14 protein-coding genes and 1 pseudogene are annotated in these 18,783 nt (G+C 73.4%); 12 read left to right on the top strand and 3 right to left on the bottom strand.

Annotated features, from left to right (window positions below):
- The first annotated feature begins 14 nt into the window (after positions 1-14).
- From ACQEVZ_RS11980 to ACQEVZ_RS11955, 6 genes are read left to right on the top strand one after another with little or no spacing between them, the layout of a single operon-like run.
- The gene (locus ACQEVZ_RS11980) at positions 15-2,099 is read left to right on the top strand and encodes a hybrid sensor histidine kinase/response regulator (RefSeq protein ID WP_433365341.1); all 2,085 of its coding nucleotides are present in this window, start codon (positions 15-17) and stop codon (positions 2,097-2,099) included.
- Positions 2,096-3,139: a chemotaxis-specific protein-glutamate methyltransferase CheB gene (gene cheB / locus ACQEVZ_RS11975; protein ID WP_433365338.1), complete on the top strand. Its 1,044-nt coding sequence runs from the start codon at positions 2,096-2,098 to the stop codon at positions 3,137-3,139. The genes ACQEVZ_RS11980 and cheB overlap by 4 nt, the downstream gene beginning before the upstream one ends.
- The gene (locus ACQEVZ_RS11970; protein WP_433365335.1) at positions 3,121-5,052 is read left to right on the top strand and encodes a response regulator; all 1,932 of its coding nucleotides are present in this window, start codon (positions 3,121-3,123) and stop codon (positions 5,050-5,052) included. The genes cheB and ACQEVZ_RS11970 overlap by 19 nt, the downstream gene beginning before the upstream one ends.
- A 52-nt stretch (positions 5,053-5,104) precedes the next feature.
- On the top strand, positions 5,105-5,626 hold the full coding sequence (locus tag ACQEVZ_RS11965; RefSeq protein WP_433365332.1) for a SigE family RNA polymerase sigma factor: 522 nt from the start codon (positions 5,105-5,107) through the stop codon (positions 5,624-5,626).
- Positions 5,626-6,828, top strand: coding sequence for a hypothetical protein (locus ACQEVZ_RS11960; RefSeq protein ID WP_433365329.1), 1,203 nt, complete (start codon positions 5,626-5,628; stop codon positions 6,826-6,828). Before ACQEVZ_RS11965 ends, ACQEVZ_RS11960 begins: the two co-directional genes overlap by 1 nt.
- Positions 6,829-6,859: 31 nt before the next feature.
- Positions 6,860-6,991, top strand: a complete 132-nt coding sequence (locus ACQEVZ_RS11955; protein WP_433365326.1) for a hypothetical protein — start codon at positions 6,860-6,862, stop codon at positions 6,989-6,991.
- A 113-nt stretch (positions 6,992-7,104) separates the two neighbouring features.
- On the opposite strand, the gene ACQEVZ_RS11950 is transcribed toward ACQEVZ_RS11955, so the two are convergent.
- Positions 7,105-7,596, bottom strand: a complete 492-nt coding sequence (locus tag ACQEVZ_RS11950) for an FBP domain-containing protein (protein ID WP_344504285.1) — start codon at positions 7,594-7,596, stop codon at positions 7,105-7,107.
- A 55-nt stretch (positions 7,597-7,651) separates the two neighbouring features.
- Here ACQEVZ_RS11950 and ACQEVZ_RS11945 point away from each other — a divergent pair, with 55 nt between their 5' ends.
- On the top strand, positions 7,652-8,224 hold the full coding sequence (locus ACQEVZ_RS11945; protein WP_433365323.1) for a TetR/AcrR family transcriptional regulator: 573 nt from the start codon (positions 7,652-7,654) through the stop codon (positions 8,222-8,224).
- A 125-nt stretch (positions 8,225-8,349) separates the two neighbouring features.
- Positions 8,350-11,280, top strand: coding sequence for a glycosyl hydrolase (locus ACQEVZ_RS11940; protein ID WP_433365320.1), 2,931 nt, complete (start codon positions 8,350-8,352; stop codon positions 11,278-11,280).
- A 129-nt stretch (positions 11,281-11,409) separates the two neighbouring features.
- Here the strand turns inward: ACQEVZ_RS11940 and ACQEVZ_RS11935 are convergent, their stop codons facing one another.
- Entirely contained in the window at positions 11,410-14,175 is a 2,766-nt protein-coding gene (locus tag ACQEVZ_RS11935; RefSeq protein ID WP_433365318.1) for a hypothetical protein, read from the bottom strand.
- Between the two features lie 190 nt (positions 14,176-14,365).
- On the opposite strand from ACQEVZ_RS11935, the pseudogene ACQEVZ_RS11930 reads away from it, so the two are divergent.
- Together ACQEVZ_RS11930 and ACQEVZ_RS11925 are read left to right on the top strand one after the other, a co-directional pair.
- Positions 14,366-15,454 (top strand): annotated as a pseudogene (locus ACQEVZ_RS11930) (lytic polysaccharide monooxygenase auxiliary activity family 9 protein); the annotation flags it as partial.
- A 138-nt stretch (positions 15,455-15,592) separates the two neighbouring features.
- Positions 15,593-16,231, top strand: a complete 639-nt coding sequence (locus ACQEVZ_RS11925) for a hypothetical protein (RefSeq protein ID WP_360562243.1) — start codon at positions 15,593-15,595, stop codon at positions 16,229-16,231.
- Here ACQEVZ_RS11925 and ACQEVZ_RS11920 read toward each other — a convergent pair.
- Positions 16,153-17,400, bottom strand: a complete 1,248-nt coding sequence (locus tag ACQEVZ_RS11920; protein ID WP_433365315.1) for a sensor domain-containing phosphodiesterase — start codon at positions 17,398-17,400, stop codon at positions 16,153-16,155. The two genes, ACQEVZ_RS11925 and ACQEVZ_RS11920, sit on opposite strands and share 79 nt — an antisense overlap.
- Before the next feature lie 153 nt (positions 17,401-17,553).
- Here ACQEVZ_RS11920 and ACQEVZ_RS11915 point away from each other — a divergent pair, with 153 nt between their 5' ends.
- Both ACQEVZ_RS11915 and ACQEVZ_RS11910 read left to right on the top strand, forming a co-directional pair.
- Positions 17,554-17,970 carry a hypothetical protein gene (locus ACQEVZ_RS11915; RefSeq protein WP_354898506.1) on the top strand — a complete coding sequence of 139 codons (417 nt, stop codon included), beginning with the start codon at positions 17,554-17,556 and terminating at the stop codon, positions 17,968-17,970.
- Positions 17,971-17,975: 5 nt separating this feature from the next.
- Positions 17,976-18,377, top strand: coding sequence for a hypothetical protein (locus tag ACQEVZ_RS11910; protein WP_433365311.1), 402 nt, complete (start codon positions 17,976-17,978; stop codon positions 18,375-18,377).
- Positions 18,378-18,783: the final 406 nt, after the last annotated feature.

The raw sequence follows: 18,783 nt of genomic DNA, 5'->3' as shown, positions 1-18,783 counted from the left end.
CGGGAGCTGCCGGAATGGCGCGACAGGCCAAGGACCCGCTGCGGTACTTCCGGATCGAGGCGCAGGAGCTCGTCGGGCAGCTCGCCCAGGGGGTCCTGGAGCTCACCCGCGACAGCGCGGACCGGGAGCCCGTCGCGAGGCTGCTGCGGCACGCGCACACGCTCAAGGGCGCGGCGCGGGTGGTGCGGCAGAAGGAGATCGCCGACGCCGCGCACGCCCTCGAGGAGCTGCTCGTCCCGCACCGCGACGGCGCCGCGCCGGTCCCGCCGGAGACGGTCGGCGCGCTGCTCACCCTGACCGACCGGATGACCGTCCTGGCCGACGTTCTGCAACAGCCGGACAAGAAGGAAGAAAAGCCCGAAAAGCCAGAAAAGCCAGAGCCTCAAGCCGCTCCTGTACGCCGTGACAGCGCCGACATCGATGAGCTGCTCGACGCGGTCGGCGAAGCCCATGCCCGGTTCGCGCCGCTACGCCGCCAGGTCGCGACCGTCGAGCGGGCGCGCCGGGCCGCCGAGGCGATCACGGAGCAGCTGCGGATCCGCGCCGCGCAGCACGACGGCGCCGACGGCCGGACGGGCGCCATGGCGACCCGCCTGGCCGCCGACCTGACGGCGCTCGGCCGGCAGCTCACCGAGACCGTCGAGCAGGTGGAGCGCGAGCTCGACGACATCCGCGGCCGCGCCGAACGGCTCCGCCTGGTGCCGGTCGCGGCGGTGCTGACCACGCTGCACCGGGCCGCGTACGACGCCGCCGCCGCCGAGGGCAAGAAGGTCGTATTCGACAGCCGCGGCGGCGACCTGCGGCTCGACCCGCACGTGCTGAGCCTGGCGTCCGGCGCGCTGCTGCACGTGGTCCGCAACGCCGTGTCGCACGGGGTGGAGACCGAGGCGGAGCGGCGCACCGCCGGCAAGCCGCCCGCCGGGCACGTCACCGTGGAGGTCCGCCGCCGCGGCACGAACGCCGCGTTCCGCTGCACCGACGACGGCCGCGGCTTCGACCTGGCCGCCGTGCGGCGCCAGGCGGAGGCGCAGGGCTTCGTGGCCGGCGGCTCCGGGACGGCCGAGCAGGACGTGCGGGAGCTGATGCGGCTGCTCATGCACGGCGGGATCAGCACCGCCGGCGAGGTCACCGGCATCTCCGGGCGCGGCATCGGCCTCGACGCCGTCCGTGACGTCGCCGAGCAGCTCGGCGGCGAGATCGACGTCAGCACCGAGCCGGGCCGCGGCACCACCGTGGAGCTGGTCGTGCCGCTGTCGCTGGTGTCGCTGTCGGGGCTCGTCGTCGAGGCGGCCGGGACCCTCGCGTCACTGCCGCTGGACGCGGTGCGCACCTGCGTCCTGCTGAGCGCCGTCGAGGTCGCCGCCGCCGCGGCGGCCGGCGCGATGGCCCACGAGGGGCAGGTCATCGCGTTCCTGCCCCTCGCGCGCGTGCTGACCCCGGGCGGAGATCCACCGGCGCAGCCGCAGGGCGACGGCGGCGCGGTCGGCGTCATCATCGCCGCCGGCGGCCGGGTCCTCGCGGTGGGCGTCGACCGGCTGCTCGGCACGTCGGCGCTGGTCGTGCGGCCACTGCCGGAGCTCGCGCCGGCCGGCGCGGTCGTCAACGGCCTGTCCATCGACGCCGAGGGCAACCCACGGATCGTGCTCGACCCGCACGGCCTCGTCGCCGCGGCCGACGGCGAGAAGCCCGCCGACCCGCTCACCCGGGAGGCCGGCGCCGCCGGGCGCACCGACCCGGTCCTCGTCGTCGACGACTCCCTCACCACCAGGATGCTGGAGCGCAGCATCCTCGAGTCGGCGGGCTACGAGGTCGAGCTCGCCGCCTCCGCCGAGGAGGCCCTCGAGCGGGTCAAGCTGCGGCGGTACGCCCTGTTCCTCGTCGACATCGACATGCCGGGCATGGACGGGTTCACGTTCGTCGCCCTGACCCGCGAGGACCCGGTGCTGCGCGAGACGCCCGCGATCCTCGTCAGCTCGCGCGCGTCCGCGGAGGACCGCCGCCGCGGCGCCGAGGCCGGCGCCAGCGCGTACATGGTGAAGTCGGAGTTCAACCAGGAGGAGCTGCTCGGCCACATCCGCGACCTGGTGGGGAACCCATGATCAAGGTACTGGTGGTCGAGGACTCCGCGACGGTGCGGCAGTGCCTGCGCGAGGCGCTCACCGAGCGGCACGGCTTCGACATCGTCGGGGAGGCCGTCGACGGCGCGCAGGCCGTCGAGCTGTGCCGGCGGCTGCGGCCCGACGTCATCACGATGGACGTGGTCCTGCCCGTGATGAGCGGCCTCGCCGCCACCGAGCGGATCATGGCGAGCCAGCCGACGCCGATCCTCGTGGTGTGCTCGGCGTCCCGGCAGGAGCTGTTCACCACGTACGACGCGCTCGCCGCCGGAGCGGTCGACGTGCTGGAGAAGCCGCGCGGCGACGCCTCCGACGACACGTGGGGCGCGCGGCTGCGCACCGCGGTCAAGGTCGTGTCGCGCATCCGGGTCGTGACGCGGCACCGGCCCCCGGGAGCGGCCGCACCCGTGCAGGCGGCCATCCGTACACCTCGGATGCCCAGGAGACTCGTCGCGGTCGGCGCCTCGACGGGCGGCCCCGGCGCCATCGTCACGTTGCTGCGCGGCGTCCCGAGAGGCTTGTCGGTGCCGGTGCTGTACGTGCAGCACCTCGCCACCAACGAGACGTTCGCGCAGGCCTTCACCGGGTGGCTCGCCGAGCAGACCGGCCATGTCGTGCGGTACGCCCGCGGAGGGGAGAGCCTCGAGTCCGTCGCCGGGCAGGTCGTGATGGCGCCGCCGGACCGGCACCTGATCGTCCGCGGTGGGCACCTGCACCTGAACTCCGGGCCGCCCCGGCACTCGTGCCGCCCGTCCGTCGACGTGCTCTTCGAGTCCGTCGCCGCCGAGGTCGGCGCGGGCGCCACCGGCGTGCTGCTCACCGGCATGGGCCGCGACGGCGCCGAAGGCCTGCTCGCGATGCGCCGCTCCGGCGCGCACACCTACGCGCAGGACCAGGGCAGCTGCGTCGTCTACGGCATGCCGAAGGAGGCCGCGGCGCTGCACGCCGCGGTGGAGATCCTGCCGCCGGACCTGATCGCGGCCGGGCTGACGGAGAAGGTCGGATGGCGAGCACCGTCCTGATCGTCGACGACAGCCTGACCGTCCGGATGGACCTCCACGAGGCGTTCGAGGAGGGCGGCTTCCGCACCGTGCTGTGCGCCAACGGCGCCGACGCGCTCGCCGCGTTCGAGGCCGAGCAGTTCGACGTCGCGCTCTTCGACGTGCTGCTGCCGGACGCCGACGGGGTCGAGCTGCTGCGGGCGCTGCGCGCCCATCCCGGCCACGCCGGGGTGGTGGCGCTGCTGCTGTCCAGCGAGGCGGAGGTCAGCGACCGGCTCCGCGGCCTGCGCCACGGCGCCGACGACTACGTCGGCAAGCCCTACGACGCGCACGCGGTCGTGGCCCGCAGCCGGGAGCTGCTGCGGCGCGGTGCCGAGCCACCCGCCCAGCCGTCGGTGCTGGTCATCGACGACAGCCTCACGTTCCGCGAGGAGCTGCGGCACCTGCTCGCCGGCGCCGGCTACGAGGTCCTCGCCGCCGCCAGCGGCGAGGAGGGGCTGCGGGTCGCGGCGGCCAGCCCGCCGAGCGCGATCATCGTCGACGGGGTGCTGCCCGGGATCGACGGCGCGACCGTCATCCGCCGGGTCCGGCTCGACGCGACGCTGCGCAACGTGCCGTGCCTGCTGCTGACCGCCGCCGACGACTACGCGACCGAGCTGCAGATCCTCGACGCCGGCGCGGACGCGTTCGTGCGCAAGCAGGAGAGCCTGGCGGTGGTCCTCGCCAAGCTGGCCGCCGTGCTGCGCAAGAGCACCGTCACCCCGCTGCCGCCGGACGGCCCGTTCCACGGCCAGGTCAAGGTGCTGCTCGTCGACCCCGACCGCGGGTTCCTGGACCACGCCGCGGACCTGCTGCGGGAGGAGGGCTACGAGCCGGTCGCCGCGCCCGACGCCGACGACGCCCTCGCCATGCTCGCCGTGCAACCGGCCGGGTGCGTGGTCCTGGCGGTCGACGGGCAGGGCGACACGACCGCGGGCCTGGAGCTGTGCACCCGGATCCGGTCGGTGCCGGGGCTGCGTGACATGCCGGTCATCGGCCTGGGCGCCGGCGACGCGCTGCTGGACTGCCTCGCCGCCGGCGCCGACGACTACGTGCGCCGCGTCGACGGCCCCAACACGCTGCGTGCCCACATCCGCGCGCACATCCGCCGGCAGCAGCTGCACGAGCAGAACCGGCGGATCCGCGACGAGCTGGTGCGCCGGGAGCTGGAGGCGGCGCACGAGCGGGCCGCCCGGCAGGTCGCGGAGGCCCGCGCCGAGCTCGTCGAGGAGCTCGAGTGGCGCAACCGGGAGCTGGAGGCCTTCAGCGGCTCCGTCTCGCACGACCTGCGCTCGCCGCTGCAGACGATCATCAGCTTCAGCGAGCTGCTGCTGGAGGAGCAGACCGGCGGGGAGCCCACCGACCTCGCCCTGCGCATCCACAGGGCGGCCCAGCGGATGAACGCGCTCATCGACGCGCTGCTGCAGCTCGCCTCCGCCAACCGCGGCCAGATCCAGCGCGCCGCGGTCGACCTGACCGCGCTCGCCACCGACGTCGTGGACGAGCTGCGCCAGCGCGACCCGGACCGGGAGGTGGAGGTGACCGTCGCGCCCGGGATGCGGGCCTCCTGCGACGGCGAGCTGGTCCGCGCCGTCCTGATCAACCTGGTCGGCAACGCGTGGAAGTTCACCGGCCGCACCGCGTCCCCGCGGATCGAGATCGGCTGCTCGCCGCCGGCGTTCTACGTCCGCGACAACGGCGCCGGCTTCCCCGCCGAACGCGCCGACCAGCTCTTCCGCCCCTTCGGCCGGCTGCACGACAGCAGCGACTTCCCCGGCACCGGCATCGGCCTGACCACCGTCCAGCGCATCGTCGACCGCCACGGCGGCCGGGTCTGGGCGCAGAGCGAGCCGGGCCGCGGCGCGACGTTCTCCTTCACGCTCCCCGACGCCTGAGCTTCGTGGCGTCGCCGCAGAACCTTCCGGGCGGCTGCCGAGTATTGAGTGCATGCAGCGGCCCGAGAACGACGACGACCGGTTCGTCAGCTTCATGCATGCCAGCGCGGCCCGGCTGTACCGGGTCGCGTACCTGCTCGCCGGGGACGCCGCGCAGGCGGAGGAGCTGACCCAGCAGGCCCTCGTGCGCACGTACACCGCCTGGTCCCGCGTCGACGGCGACGACGCCTACGGCTACGCCCGCCGGATCCTGGTGAACCTGCACAACGACTGGTGGCGGAGGCGGTTCCTGCGGGAACGGCCGACGCCGGACGTGCCGGAGCCCCGCCGCGCGGAGCAGGACCCGGCCGACGGGGTGGTCGTCAGGGACGGCGTGGCCCGGGCCCTGCAGACGCTGTCGCGACGGGAGCGGGCGGTGATCGTCTGCCGCTACTACCTGGACCTCACCGAGCAGCAGACCGCCGACGAGCTCGGCGTGGCCCTCGGCACCGTCAAGAGCACCAACGCGCGGGCACTGCGCAAGCTGCGGATCGCGGCAGACGAGACGACGTACGAGATGAAGGAGGCGCGGTGATGCGCAGCATCGAGGAGCTCCGCCGGGCGATGCGCGACGAGACCGCCGACCTCGCGCCCCGGGTGACGTTCGCCCAGGTCCGGCAGCGGGCCCGCCGGCGCCGCTTCACCGGACTGTTCACGTTCGCGGCCGCTGTACTGGTGTCCGTCGCCGCGACGATGACCGCCCTGGCGGGCGCGCCGGCCGGACCCGCCCCGCTGCCCGCGCCCTCGCTGAGCGCCGCCGCACCCACGCTGAGCGCCGCCGCGGCGGCACCGACGCAGCTGGCCGGCGACACCGAGCTGCGGGGCACCGGGCCGGTCGTGCGCACCGGCGTCGCCTACGGCACCGGCGAGGAGCTCGTCCTGCGCTACAGCGGCGACGACATGAACGGCCTGTACTCGGCGCTGCACGACCCGGCCAAGGGGACGTACCGCAGGCTCGGCGGCGGCATCACCGTGCCGCCGGTCGGCGGGTTCTCCACGATCCTGGAGCTCGACGACCGGCACGGTGGCGTCGTCGACTACGGCGTGGTCCACGGCGCCGGCCTGCGGGTCGAGCTCACCGCGGACGGGCAGCGCACGCAGGCGAGCACCGCCGAACTGCCCGGGATGCCGGACGCGACGATCTTCTGGGTCCGGCGCGCCGGGGTCGCGGTCCAGCCGACCGGCGCGGTCGGCGGGCCCACACCGGATCTCGGGTTCACCGCCCGCGACGCCGCCGGGGTCGTCGTCGCCACCGGCGGCCAGGTCCAGCGCAGCGACGGCGAGGTCGTCATCGCCGACACCTCCGTCCAGATCGGCGACCTCATGCGGACCGGTGTGACGCTCGCCGACGGCGGCCGGCTCGTGCTGTGGTTCAGCGGCGACGAGCGCGGCGCCGGGCTCGTCGCCGGCAGCGACCACGGCACCGGCGCCCCCACCGAGGTGCGCGGCCTCGGCCGCTTCGCCCGCCCGCCTTTCGACATCGGCTTCTACGGCGGCCGCCACGAGTTCGACGAGGCCGGTGGCACCAAGGTCGTCGTGGCCGTCTACGTCGGCCCGGCCGACGCGGTGACCCTGGGCGCGCCCGGGGCGACGGGCCGCGGCTCCGCGCGCTGGAGCGCCCACCCGCAGCTGCGCGTCGCGTGGGTCAACGGGGTCCCGGCGGGGGACGGGTGGAAGGTCAACGGCGTCGCCACCGACGCGCAGGGGGCGGTCGTCGCCGCCTACGACGGCCGGTGACGGCGCCGGCGGGGTGTGCGATCGTGCCCGCATGGATATCCGGGTCATCCGGTCAGGCACGGTGCACACCCACGCCGTCGAGGAACTGCCGGCGCTCGCCGCCATCAGCCGCCGGCAGGAGAGCCTGGTGGAGGACATGACCACACGCGGTGGCCGCACCTGATCGCGGTCCTCGTCATCATGGTCGTCATGTCCGGCACCCTGCTCGGCTGGGCCAAACGGCAGGGCTGGTTCTAATCAGCCACAGGCCGGCTCTCGCTACAGGGCTGGTGCTCGCTACAGGATGCGGGCGAGGAAGGCGTCGAGCTTGCCGCGGGTCCGCTCGACCTTCTCGTCCACCGAGAGCGTCTCCCTCGGCCCGCCGGCGTCCGGGGTGCGCAGCCCGCGCACGTAGAGCGAGCAGGCCAGGTCGCTGCAGATGTACGAGCCGACCGAGTCGCCCTTGCGGCCCGCCTCGCCCGCGCGGCGGCCGGTCATCAGCGACACCCCGTTGCCCGGGTGGGTGGTCAGGCACAGCGAGCACATGTTGCGGTGCAGGAAGCCGCGCTGCTGGGCCGCGATGCGCAGCGTGACGCCGACGAGGGCGTCGCCGCCGCCCGGGGCGACCAGGTAGGCACGGTCCAGCGCGCCCGGGTCGCGCCAGCCGAGGAAGTCGAGGTCGGGCCAGGGCCGGTCGGCCAGGTCGCGGGGGAGCGCGATGCGTTTCGCCTCGCCCTTGGAGCAGTTGACGAACGACGCGCGGATGTCGGTCTCGGTCAGTGGTCTCACGCAGCCGACGGTACCGACGCCTAATGACCCTAGGCAACTGACTATTGTGGCTAGGATGAGACGCGCAGGCCTCACCACCGACCTCGTGACCCGGGCCGCCGCGGACCTCGCCGACCAGGCCGGGCTCGACGGCGTGACCGTGTCGGCGGTCGCGCGGCACTTCGGGGTCAAGGACGCCAGCCTCTACTCGCACGTGCGCGGGCTGCGGGACCTGCGCTCGCGGGTGGCGCTCCTCGCCGCGGCGGAGTTCGCCGACCTGCTCGCCCCGGCGGTCGCCGGCAGGTCCGGCCGGGACGCGCTCGTCGCGTTCGCCGACGCCTACCGCGGCTACGCCCGCGCCCACCCGGGTCGCTACGCGGCGCTGCAGGCGCCGGTCGACCCGGCGGCGGACGTCTCGGCCGCGCGGCGGGGGATCGAGCTGACCTACGGGATGCTGCGCGGCTACGGCCTGGAGGAGCCCGACGCCACCGACGCCGTGCGCCTGCTGCGCAGCACCCTGCACGGCTTCGTCGACCTGGAGGCCCGCGGCGGCTTCAACGACCCGCGCGACGTCGACGCCTCCTGGCGCCGCACCGTCGCCGCGCTGCACGTCCTGCTGACCCATTGGCGGGAAGCGCTCTCAGAATGAATTAGCAGCTCAGAGCGCTGTTTGAGAGCGCTCTCAGAAGTTGACCATTGACATTGGTCAGATCGATTGCCCAAAATCACCAGGGACCCCAGGAAGCCGCCCACTTCTGATCGGAGTCCCACCCGATGCGCCTTACCCGAGGCCGACCCTTGTTCACCGGCGCCGCCGCACTCGCGCTCGTCGCCTCCGCCGTCACCTTCGTCGCCCTGCAGAGCGCCGCCGCCGACACGCTCGGCTCCGGCAGCTACGCCACCACCCGCCCCGCCGGTCAGGCACCGCCCGCCGGCTGCGGATCGATCGGCACCAACCCGCGCCAGTGGGTCACCGCCAACGCCCCAGCCGGCGCCGTCCCCACCAACGACTGGTGGTCGTCGCTGCTGTTCAAGAAGTTCAACTGCAGCTACTCCGAGCCGCTCAACGCGCACCCGATGGCGTTCAAGCCCGCCAACAACGGGCTCGGCGTCAGCTACACCACCGACGCCGCGATCTCCGGCACCGCCACCGGCGTCGGGGAGTACCACTACCCGTACACGACCGACTTCACCCTCGGCGTGGCCGGCCTCAACTCCCCGGACACCAAGGTCGACGGCTGGACCGACTGGACGGTGACGCCCTACTGGTCCGACGGCGCCCGCACCCTGCGCGCCACGATCGGCCACGGCCTGCCCTTCGTCTACGCCCGCACCAGCGGCGGCAGCGCCCAGCTGACCTTCGGCGGCCCGCCCGCCGTGTGGAGCAACAGCGGCGCCCGGATCGGCTTCACCGTCCGCGGCCACGACTTCGTCGCCTACGCGCCGACCGGGGCCACCTGGACCGTCAGCGGCAGCACCATCACCTCGACCCTCGCCGGCAAGGACTACTACTCGGTGGCGCTGCTGCCGACGACCACGTCCACCCCGGCGGCCGACCGGACGGCGCTCGCCAACACGTACGGCACCTACGCGCACAACCACGTGACCGGCACGCGGGTCAGCTGGGCGTACAACGCCGGCGCGAGCACGGTCAACGCGACCTACGCGTTCACCACCACCGCCCGTGAGGGCAGCGGCAGCGGCACCGTCGTGTCGCTCTACCCGCACCAGTGGAAGAACCTCACCGGCGCCACGCCCATCGCGCAGACCTACGTCTCGGCGCGCGGGCCGATGAAGACGCTCACCGGCGTCTCGTCGTTCACCACCGGCACGAAGTACCAGGGTGTCCTGCCGGAGATCCCCGCGGTCGCCGACAGCAGCGGGGCCGACCTGGCCACGCTCGGCGGCTACCTCGACCAGGCCGCCTCCGGCGACCCCCTGGCGGGCTTCGGCGACGACACCTACTGGACCGGCAAGGGCGTCGGCCGCGCCGCCCGCCTCGCCGAGATCGCCGACCAGCTCGGCCGCACCGCCCAGCGCGACGCGCTGCTCAACGCGATCCGCACCCGCCTCACCAACTGGTTCACCGCCAGCCCCGGCGAGGCGACCCGGCTGTTCGTCTACGACGCCAACTGGGGCACGCTGATCGGCTACCCCGCGTCGTACGGCTCCGACAGCGAGCTCAACGACCACCACTTCCACTACGGCTACTACATCGCCGCGGCCGCGACCCTGGCGAAGTTCGACCCGGCGTGGGCGGCGAGCAACGCCTACGGCAGCATGGTCAACCTGCTCATCCGGGACGCCAACAACCCCGACCGCAACGACACGATGTTCCCGTTCCTGCGGGACTTCGACATCTACGCAGGCCACGACTGGGCCTCCGGGCACGGTGCGTTCGGCGCCGGCAACAACCAGGAGTCGTCCTCGGAGGGCATGAACTTCGCCAACGCCCTCATCCAGTGGGGCCAGGCGACCGGCAACACCGCCGTGCGCGACGCCGGCCTGTACATCTACACCACCCAGGCGCAGGCGATCCAGGAGTACTGGTTCGACTCGTCCAACCAGAACTTCCCGTCGACGTTCGCGCACAACACCGTCGGCATGGTCTGGGGCGACGGCGGCGCGTACGCCACCTGGTTCTCCGCCGAGCCGGAGATGATCCAGGGCATCAACATGCTGCCCATCACCGGCGGCTCGCTGTACATGGGCTACAAGCCGGCCTACAACAGCGTCAACTGGAACGAGATGGTCACCAACAACGGCGGCCCGCCGACCGTCTGGCAGGACGTGCTGTGGTCCTTCCAGGCCCTCGGCAACGGCGACACCGCCCTGGCGAACTTCCGGGCCAACTCCGGCTACACCCCGGAGGAGGGCGAGAGCAAGGCGCACACGTTCCACTGGCTGCGCAACCTCGCCGCGCTCGGCCAGGTCGACACGTCCGTCACCGCCAACACGCCGCTCTACGCGGTGTTCACCAAGAACGGCGCGAAGACCTACGTGGCGTCGAACCTGACCGGCTCGCCGCTCACCGTGACGTTCTCCGACGGCCGGACGCTGACCGTGCCCGCCGGCAAGACCGCCACGACCGGTGCGTTCACGTGGGTCGGCGGCGGCGGGACCAGCAACCCGCCGACGTCGCAGCCGCCCACCTCGCAGCCGCCGTCGTCCCAGCCCCCGTCGTCCCAGCCCCCGTCGTCCCAGCCGCCGGTCGGGTCGAACCTGTTCTACCTGCGCAGCGGGCCGGCGCTCAACACGACCGCCGGGACCGCCGCGGGCACCCAGACGGTCAGCGCCGCCAACGGCAACTGGGACGGCACGCCGCACAACCCGGTGACCTACACCAAGTGCGGCATCACCGGCAGCACGAACGGCCAGGCGACCGCGTTCACGCTGTACGTCGACGCCGGGAACACCGTCGGGCAGGGCATCCAGGTCCGGGTGTCGTACGACCTCACCAACAACGGCAGCTACGAGCGGGTGGAGACCTACCGGTACTTCGCCACCGACCCGGTGCCCGGGACGGAGACGTACACGCAGGCGGTGGGCCTGTCGTCCTCCTCCGGCAGCCTCGGCGCGATGAGCAACGGCTGTGTCCGCATGGAGGTCTGGAACGCGATCGGCAACGCCGCGACCACGGTCCGGATCGACGCTTCCGCCGCCAACGGCAACCAGTCGACGCTGCGGATCCCGTACACCGTGTGAGTTCTTCCTGAAAGTGGCGGGCCGGCACGAGTCAGTGCCGGCCCGCCATGTTTCAGGCTGACCGGCACCGCTGCTGGGGTCGCACGTATGTCGGTGGTTCGCGAAGTGTTCCTTGCGATGCACCAAACATTACGGAGCCGCTGACCTCGCCGAATCACGGAAACGTGCCAGCGCCTCGGGCCGCTCCTCGACGGGCGCCTGACCCTGGCCCAGCACCGCCAGGACCGTGCCGAGCTTCTCCCGCAGCGTCGGGTCGAGGTGCAGCAGGACGTACAGCAGCGCCCACGCCAACCCGATCACCTTCGCCCAGTCGTGCACCGCTCCGGAGAAGCTGAGCCACGGCTGCGCCGCGTAGACCGCCGCGAGCGGCAGGCCGGCGAACAGCGCGACCCGCAGGACCTCCGCCGCGACCGCCCGCCGGCTGCGCTGCACCGGTGCCGTCACCGCGGCCGGTGCAACCCGTCGCAGCCTGCCCAGCTCGCCGGTGGCGAGGGCGCCCGCGTTGTGCCGCAGCACCTCCTCGACCCGCCGCCACGCGTCGGCGGACGCGGGCGCGGCGACGAGGAACTTCAACTGCCGCACCGCCCTGGCCGCACCCCGCCCGCCGTCGGCGAGCTGCCGGTGCGTGTCCGGGTCGACGAGCCCGAACGACGCCGGGAGGTCGTGCTCGACGGCGTACGCGATCCGCTCCAGCCGCTCCACCCAGAACCGCCGCCATTGCAGGTCGTTGCGCCGCCCGTGCTGCCGCAGCTCGCCGAGCATCGCGAGGGTCTCCGCCAGCGCGACGGCCCGCGGCGTGCCCCGCCGGTGCCGGCGCATCGCCCACGCCGCGACGAGCCGGCACGCGGCCGCCACGGCGAGCCGGACGGTGCCCATCGCCGCGACGGCGCCGAGCGTGGCACCGGCGACCGCCGTCCAGCCGTCGTGGCCCCGGTACAGCACGGTCCCGGCCAGCGCGAACCCGGCGATCAGCGGCACCGCCCGGGTGAGGACGACCCGGCGGTCGTCGGCCCGGGTGAAGCGGAACAGGATCCGGTTCAGCATCAGGTACGCCGCGGCCGCGGCGACAGCACCGACGACCTTGCTGTCCGCGGCCGCGGAGAGGACGAGGAACGCGGCCGCGGTCGCCAGGTAGCCGGCGGTGAGCCGGGCCACGATGTTGACACGGTTCCACAGCAACGTGGCGGTCTCGACGTCCAGGGCGTAACTGTCGAGGATGGACCGTGCGGCCGGGTCGGCCGCAGGGACCGAGGCGTCCAGTGTGGACAGCAGCGGGACGGTGCCGGTCCGCCAGGCGGCGAGGGCGGCCCGGTCCCCGCCGCGCATGCGCCGCCGGGCCATCCACAATGGACCACCGGTGCGCCACCAGAGCGCGCGGCGCCTGGCGCGCAGCCGCTGTGGTGCGGTCGCCGCCGGTCCGATCGCGTCCAGCGCGAGGGCCCACAGCCGGTACTGCTCGAAGAGCGTCGACTCCTGCTCCCGGACGGGGAACGTGGCACGGACGGCCGGCGCCGTCGCCTCCAGGAGCTCGACGGCCGTCCGCGGGCGGCCCAGCCAGGCGAGCGCGGCGACCCGCCCGTCGACCACGTCGATGTCGTCGGGGTCCGCCGCCACGATGTCGTCGAGGCGGGCGAGGGTCTCCTCCTCGCGGTCGTCGAGGAACAGCCGCACCGCAAGCTCCTTGACGAGCTGCGGATCCTGCCCGCCGGCGGCGAGCACGTCGATCGCGGCCGGCTGACCCGCCCGCGCCTCGGCCCGCTGGGCCCGGTCCAGGACGCCGGCGGCGTGGGCGGCCGCGTCCATGAGCTCCGCGGCGGGGACGCTCGCCAGCGGGCCCAGCACCTCCTCGACGGACCGCGGCGCCCAGGCCGCGACGACGTCCTCGTCGCGGCGGTGCAGCCGGCGCCGCAGGGTCGGCAGCGGGCCACCGGTCCGCCACCACAGGAGCCGGTGCGGGTCCTCCGCGTCGAAGGCGCCGCACGCGGCGGCAGGCAGCCCCGCGTCGTGGTATGCCTGCGCCACGACCCGCCGCAGCGGCCGGGCGCGCGCGGTCTCGGCCGGAAGGCTGTCGGCGAACCGCACCGCCTCCGGCAGCCGGCGCATCCTGATGAGCAGCGCGCACTGGCGGACCAGCACCTGGATCGGGCTCGGGTCGACGGCGAGCCTGCGGTGCAGCGCGAGCGCCGGCCCGGGCCGGTCGAGCCGCTCGGCGACCAGCGCGGCGCGGCGCAGCAGCAGCGGGTGCGTGGAGTCGCGGCGCAGCGCCTCGGCGAGGGCGGCCGCGGCCTCGGCCCGCCGGCCGCCGTCGAGGTGCGCGGTGGCGGCGTCGCAGGCGGCGAGCGCGTCGCGATCCTGTGCCGTGCCGTTCACGATCCGGGTCAGCAGCGCGCACATGTCCACCGCGGCGCGGGCGGGCGGGCCGGCCGCCTCGACGAGCCCGGCGAGGACGCGCTCCTCCTCGCGCCGCCGCCGCCGGAACTTCAGCAGGCCGCCGGTGCGCTCCCAGTGGCTGCGCAGACCGGCCGGGTGGGTGTCGACCGCCAGCACCGGCAGGTTCATCGCCTCGTACGTCTCCGCGCGCAGCGCCCGGCGGGGTGCGGTGCCGAGCACGGCGAGGGCCTGGACGAACCGTCCGTGGTCGCGCAGAGCGATGTTGCGGTCGGTGATCACGGCCTCGTCGTCGGGGGCGACCCGGTGGGCCTCGGCGAGCAGGGCGAGCGCGCATCCGTCCCAGCCGATCGCGAACTGCGCCGCGGCGAGCGCGCGCAGCAGATCGGGGTCTGAGGGGCCCGTGATCAGGGCCTCCGCCAGCAGGTGGGCGGCATCGGCGTGGTCGCCGGCAACAGAGCAGAGCTCCGCCGCTTCAAGGACCGCTGCCGGTCCAGTGCTCGACATGGCGGTAAGCATCGAGGGTCGCACGTGTTCAACGCGAGCGGTTCACCTGAAGTATCGAAATATCCGACCATCCGGTGAATGTTTCACGGCCGTCCAGCGTCGATACGTCCTCCGGTCGCCGGTTCGTTGCCATGCGCCGCTCACACACCGTGCAATCCAGGGCAGTGAATGCCTTCTGGAGAGAGGTTCCATGAATCGACGACGAAGACTGGCGCTCTGGCTCGCCGCGGCGGTCGCCGGAACGGGCACGGTGGTCATCGCGGCGGACCCGGCGGCCGCGCACGGCGCGATGATGGTGCCCGGCAGCCGGACCTATCTGTGCTGGAAGGACGGCCTGAACGCCACCGGCGCGATCCAGCCGAAGAACCCGGCGTGCGCGGCGGCGGTCGCGCAGAGCGGGCCGAACTCGCTCTACAACTGGTTCGCGATGCTGCGCTCCGACGGCGCCGGCCGCACGAGCGGGTTCATCCCCGACGGGAAGCTGTGCAGCGGCGCCGCGACCGTCTACGACTTCTCCGGCTTCGACCTGAACCGGTCCGACTGGCCGCTGACCCACCTCACGTCAGGCTCCACAATGGAGTTCGACTACAGTAACTGGGCTGCGCACCCGGGCACGTTCTCGTTGTACGTTACCAAGGACGGCTTCGACCCGACGCGGCAGTTCAACTGGTCGGACCTGGAGTCCACGCCGTTCCTGCAGGCGACCAACCCGCAGCAGGTCGGCTCGCCCGGCACCAACGACGGGCACTACTACTGGACGGGGCGCCTGCCGTCCAACAAGTCGGGCCGGCACATCATCTACTCGGTGTGGTCCCGCTCCGACAGCACCGAGACGTTCTACGGCTGCTCCGACGTCATGTTCGACGGCGGCAACGGCGAGGTGACCGGCGTCGGCACCACCGGCCCCGGCCCGTCGACCTCGGCATCGGCGTCCACCTCTCCCAAGCCTTCCACGTCCAGCTCACCGCCGCCGGCCGGCAACGCCGGGTGCACCGCCACGTACCAGGTGACCAACAGCTGGCAGGGCGGCTTCCAGGCCGACGTCAAGGTGACCAACTCCGGCACCGCACCGGTCAACGGCTGGCGCGTCGGGTGGAGCTGGACCGGCGGGCAGCAGGTGAGCCAGGGCTGGAACGCGACGGTGACCCAGTCGGGCACCGCCGTCACGGCGACCAACGTGAGCTGGAACGGCACCGTCCCGGCGGGTGGCAGCACCAGCTTCGGCATGCTGGTGAACGGCGCCACGGGCAGCGCGCCGCAGCTCAGCTGCAGCGCCAACGGGCAGAACCCGCCGCCCACGTCGCCGTCCGCCTCGGCGTCGGTCTCGCCGTCGGCGTCCACGTCGTCGGGTCCGCCGCCCGCCGGCTGCACCGGCGCCGCCTTCTGCGACGGCTTCGAGAGCCAGACCAGCGGCGGGGTGTCCGGCGCGTGGAGCGTCTCCAACGCCAACTGCTCCGGCACCGGCACGGCCACCGTCGACACCGCGGTCGTGCACAGCGGCAGCAAGTCGGTCCGCATCGACGGGAAGGCGGGCTACTGCAACCACGTCTACGTGCGGCCCACCAAGGACCTCAGCGGGCTGGGCTCGGTGTGGTACGGGCGGATGTACGTCCGGCACACGACGGCCCTGCCGGCCGCGCACGTGGCGTTCGCGGCGCTGAAGGACAACGCCGACGGTGGCAAGGACCTGCGCCTCGGCGGGCAGAACAGCGCCCTGCAGTGGAACCGTGAGTCCGACGACGCGACCCTGCCGGCGCAGAGCCCGTCGGGTGTCGCGCAGAGCCGCCCGCTGCCGACCGGGCAGTGGAACTGCGTGGAGTTCATGGTCGACGGCCGCGGGCTGCTCACGACGTGGCTCAACGGCACCGCCGTGCCCGGCCTGCAGGTCGACGGGGTGCCGACCGCCGACATCGACCAGCAGTGGCTGTCGAAGGCGTGGGCGCCGCGGGTCAGCGACCTGCGGCTCGGCTGGGAGAGCTACGGCGTCGGCGACGACACCCTCTGGTTCGACGACGTGGCCGTCGGCGCGTCCAGGATCGGCTGCCTCAGCGCATAGCTGGGCCGCAGCGCGGCGGGGACCCCGGGGCGCCCGAAGAACCAGCCCTGACCGTAGTGGACCCCGAGGCCGGCGAGCGCGAGCGCGTCGGCCTCGGTCTCCACCCCCTCCGCGACGACCGTGGCGCCGCACCCGGCGGCCAGGTCGACCAGCGACCGGGTGAGCACGCGCAGCACCTGGTCGGTGCCGACGCCGGTGACGAGGCTGCGGTCGAGCTTGATGACGTCGGGCTGGGTCAGCACGATGTGCCGCAGCGATGAGAACCCGGCACCGACGTCGTCGACGGCGAGCCGCATCCCGCCGCCGCGCAGCGGGGCGAGCGCCTGCTTCAGCAGGTCGTAGTCCTCGACCGGCTGGTGCTCCGACAGCTCCAGCACGATCCGGTCCAGCGGCAGGCAGCCCAGCAGGTCCAGGCACTCCGGCGTCAGCAGCGTGCCCGGTGAGATGTTCATGGCGACGTACCCGTGCACGCCGGCCAGGTGTTCCGCAGCCTTCCGCAGCGCGAGGACCTCCAGCCGGTCGCCGACGCCGATCTCGTGCGCCTCGGCGAAACACACGTCCGGCGGGCGCTGCCACGCCTGCGGGAAGCGGCTCAACGCCTCCGCCCCGATCCGCCGGCCCGTCGCCACGTCCACGATCGGCTGCAGCACGACCTGCGGCCCGCCCGCCTCGATGACCGGCCCGAGCCGGCCGCCGATCTCCGCGTGCAGCTCGCGGCGGCGGAAGTCCGGCTCGACGATCAGCGCGGCCGCCTGCGACAGCACCTCCATCAGCGCCCTGTCACGCTTCGACAGCTGCTTGTCGGCCCCGAACCCGGCCGCGCAGAACGTGCCGTAGACCGTGCCGTCGCTGAGCACCACCGGCACCGACACGTAGCTGCGCAGGCGGGGCATCCTCGCCGCCGGCAGCTTCATCGCCTCCGGGAACTTGGTGACGTCCGGGATCACCGCCGGCAGCCGGCCGTCCATGATGCTCTGGCAGAACGAGTTGGCCCGGGGGCGGGTCGTGCCGTCGCGGAACAGCATCGGCAGCGCCGACTCCACGACCTCCAGGTGCTGGGTCGTCTCGTCCAGGCGGGTCATGAACGCCAGGCTCAGCCCGAGCGCCTCGCGGGCGGTCTTGAGCAGCTCGGCGATCTGCCGGGCGGACTCGGAGCGGGCTCGTGCCATGTCCTGCACCGTCGGCGCCCGCCTCGGGGTCCTGAGTTTCTGTGGTGCAGGGCACGGTGCGGTTTGGTGACAGAGAGTCGATCGCTTTCCTGACGCCGGGCGCCGAACCGGATCCCTACCGTCATGCGGGACACCGATGCAGATGAGGGAATCATGGGACTTTTCAAGCAGTTCAAGGACATGCGGAACGTGGCCGCCGCCGCGCCGGGCATGGTCGCCCAGGCCCAGCAGACCAGCGCCGCCGCGCAGGCCTACGCGGCCCAGCAGCAGGCCACCTACGGCATGCAGGGCTACGGCGCCGCCAACGCCTACGGTGCCCCGGTCGCGACCGGTATCGCCGCCGACGACCCGCGGCTCGCGCCGATCGCCGGCGTCGACCTGGTGATGTACGCCCGCATCTCGAAGGCCGCCTCGCAGGAGGGCCTCAACGCCGACGGCGTGGTGCTGAAGGCGCAGTCCTTCGGCGTGCCCGCTTCCTCGTGGGACGAGGCCGCGGCCGGCTGGCCGGCCCGCATGCGTGGCGACACCCAGCTCGCCGTGCACTACGGCAACCTGTTCGGTCAGGTCTGACAGCCGTGGGCCTCTTCGGTGACCTGCGCCGGCTGAACCAGCAGGCACGGGCGGTCGACGCGACCTACGACCCGGCCGCCCAGATGCGCGCCGGCATGGCGCAGATGCAGCAGGCCCAGCTCAGCATGCAGGCGCAGACCGCGAACCTGGAGCTGGAGCAGATCGGTACACCCGGCGCGGCGACGATCCTCGGGCTGGTCGACACCGGCACGCGGATCAACATGGTGCCGCTGGTGCGCCTGAACCTGCTGGTCGAGCCCGCCGGCAAGCCGCCCTACCCGGTGACCGTCGAGACGATGCTGCCGTTGCACGCGTCGGCGCAGGCGGGGATCGGGCAGCGGGTGTCCGTGAAGGTCGACCCGTCACGCGCGGAGCGGGTGCTGGTCCGCTGGGGCCTGCCCGTCTGAGTCCGCTGTTCCGCCGGTGTACCGGTTGTGCCGTTCCACCGGAGTTGCTGGTTTGCGCTGATCCGCCGGCGTTTCCTGGTTGCGCCGTTCCGCCGGCGATTTTGGTTTGCGCTGTTCCGCCGGTGTACCGGTTGCGCTGTTCGCCGTTTCGCTGGTGCTTGTGTACCGCTTTGCTTGTGTAACGTTTGGGCCCCCGGCACGTCGGCCGGGGGCTGCTCAGCGTCCGCTTCTGCGGCCGACCCTGGTCTGCGCGGAGAACGCCGCGGCGCCGGACGGCCGTGCGGTCGCCGCGGTGCCTCCGGTCTTCGGGGCGCCTCCGCCGGCCGCGGTCTCCCGCTGGCCCTCTCGCTGCCCTTCGCGGTGGGTGGCGGGGCGCCGTCCGCGCCGGCGACCGCTGCCCGCGTCA

This window comes from Dactylosporangium sp. CA-152071 (genome assembly GCF_050936335.1).
Taxonomy (GTDB): Bacteria; Actinomycetota; Actinomycetes; order Mycobacteriales; family Micromonosporaceae; genus Dactylosporangium; species Dactylosporangium maewongense.
This window is presented reverse-complemented; position numbering and strand designations above follow the sequence as displayed.